Origin of the sequence: Paraburkholderia sp. (genome assembly GCF_035501035.1) — a bacterium.
Classification (GTDB): domain Bacteria; phylum Pseudomonadota; class Gammaproteobacteria; order Burkholderiales; family Burkholderiaceae; genus Paraburkholderia.
The window spans coordinates 1-2,091 of sequence record NZ_DATJWR010000274.1; the positions used below are offsets into that span (position 1 = coordinate 1).

Annotated in this window: 1 protein-coding gene; it reads left to right on the plus strand. The window is 68.9% G+C overall.

The window, feature by feature from the left end:
• The first annotated feature begins 126 nt into the window (after window positions 1-126).
• On the plus strand, window positions 127-1,947 hold the full coding sequence (locus VMJ11_RS20225) for a winged helix-turn-helix domain-containing protein (protein ID WP_325621156.1): 1,821 nt from the start codon (window positions 127-129) through the stop codon (window positions 1,945-1,947).
• Window positions 1,948-2,091 lie beyond the last annotated feature (144 nt).

Consider the following 2,091-nt stretch of genomic DNA (forward strand, 5'->3'; position numbering starts at 1 on the left):
CGCCGCCGCCAATCCTGCGTCTGCCGCCATTCGCCATGACGTCGAGCCTCGTTGCGTCTTGCGGCAATCCTCAGACGAACCGCCCTGGCGCCCCCTTCCCCGATGCCGCATCACGGGAGAGTTCGCATGCCGACGGATCGAATCATCCGCTTCGCCGATTTCGAACTCGACGTCGAGCGCTACCAGTTGCGTCGTGGCGCCGTTGAGGTCCGGCTGGAGCGGCTGCCGATGGACCTGCTGATCCTGCTCGCCGCGCGCCGTGGCGAGCTGGTCTCGCGTGCGGATATCGTCGACCGGCTGTGGGCCGGCAGCCCCTTCCGCGACACGGACAACGGCCTGAACACGGCAATACGCAAAATCCGCATCGCGCTCGCGGACGACCCCGCGAAACCGCGCCATCTCATCACGGTGAAGGGCAAGGGCTACCGTTTCGACGGCATCCTTCCCGAGGCTTTGGAGGCGAGCGCCGAGGCTTCGGCCGCCTTGCGCGACGCGCCGGCCGCCCGCGAGGGCAACGCCGCCCCGCAGGCCGTGCGCATGCTCGTGCTGCCGTTTGCGAACCTCACGGACGACGCGGGCCAGGAAAGCCTGTGCAGCGCGCTCGCCGACGAATTCTCTGTCACGCTCGGCGCGCTCAACCCCGAGCGGCTCCTCACGATCGCGCGCACCACGGCGGCGCGTTACCGTGCGACGCAAAAAAGCATCGGCGAGATCGCGCAGGAACTGAAGCTCGACTACGTGCTCGAAGGCTCGCTCACGCGCGCGGGGCCGCAAACGCGCATCCTCACGCGCCTGATCCGCTGCGCCGACGAAGTGCAGATCTGGAGCCGCGCGCACGAGAGCGCCACGCAAGGCGCGCTCGACATCCTCAAGGAGGCGGTCGCGGCGCTCGCCGAGGACCTCGCCTCCACGCTTTCCGAGCAGCAGCGCACGCGCCTCGCGCGGCGCCTGCCCGTCGACCCCGCCGCTCACGACGCCTACGTGCGCGGGCGCTACTTCTGGTATCGCCGCGTGCATTTCGAGCCGGGCTTTTCCGCGCATCACGGTATCGACGGCGAGGACTTCGTGCGCAGCCGCACCTACTTCGAGGCCGCCCTCGAACGTGACCCGGGCTATGCGCTCGGCTACACGGGTCTTTCGAACTACTACGGCTCGACGGCCGTGCACGGCTTCATCGCGCCCGACGATGGCTGGCCGGTCGCGCGCGCGCTCGCGCAAAGCGCGCTCGAACTCGACCCGGACCTGCCGGAGGCGCATCATGCGCTCGCGGCCGTGCACTACTTCTACGACTGGGACTGGGGCCGGGCCGAGGCCGGCTTCAAGGAGGCGCTAAGGCGCAATCCGAGCTACCCGGAGGCACACCGGCTCTACGCGCGCATGCTCGTCGCGGCGGGCCGCCGCGCGGAGGGAGACGCCGCGATGGAGCGCGCCGAGCGCATCGACCCACTGGCGTTTCAGGGCTCGCGCGCGTTCGGCATGGTGATGTCGGGCAGGCATGCGGATGTCGTGAGCGAGTACCTGTCGCCGGGGCACATGGAGCACCCGCCGCTCGTCTATCAGCTGCTCGCCACGGCGTTCGAAGTGAAAAAGCTTTATCCGCAAGCGGTGGACGCCACGGTGGAGGCGCTCGTGCGCTGCAACCAGCACGCGCGCGCGGCGACCATTCGAGCGAAGTGGGAAGCCGGCGGCTATGACGCGGTGTTGCGCTGGTATCTCGAAGAGCTGCTCGCGCGGCGACGCAGCCGCTACACGTCGCCACTTCTCATCGCCGAGGCCTACGCGCGCCTCGCGCAGCCCGACGAGATGTTCCACTGGCTCGAAACGGCGCTAGCCGAGCGCAGCTCGCGGCTATGCGAACTGCGCACGAACCCGTGGTTCGCGCCCTGGCGGCCAACCGGGCGCATGCGGCTCATGGAAAAGCATATCGGCGGCGGCCCGACGCGCTGAGCGGCTGGGGTGTGCACGCGCAGCGCGTCGCGTCGCCGTCCTGGGGGGCGCGCTTCGGTTGCCGTTTCGGTTGCCGTTTCGGTTGCCGTCTCAGTTGCCGTGATAGAGCGTTTCATTCAATTGCTTCTGTTGGCCCGACTGCTC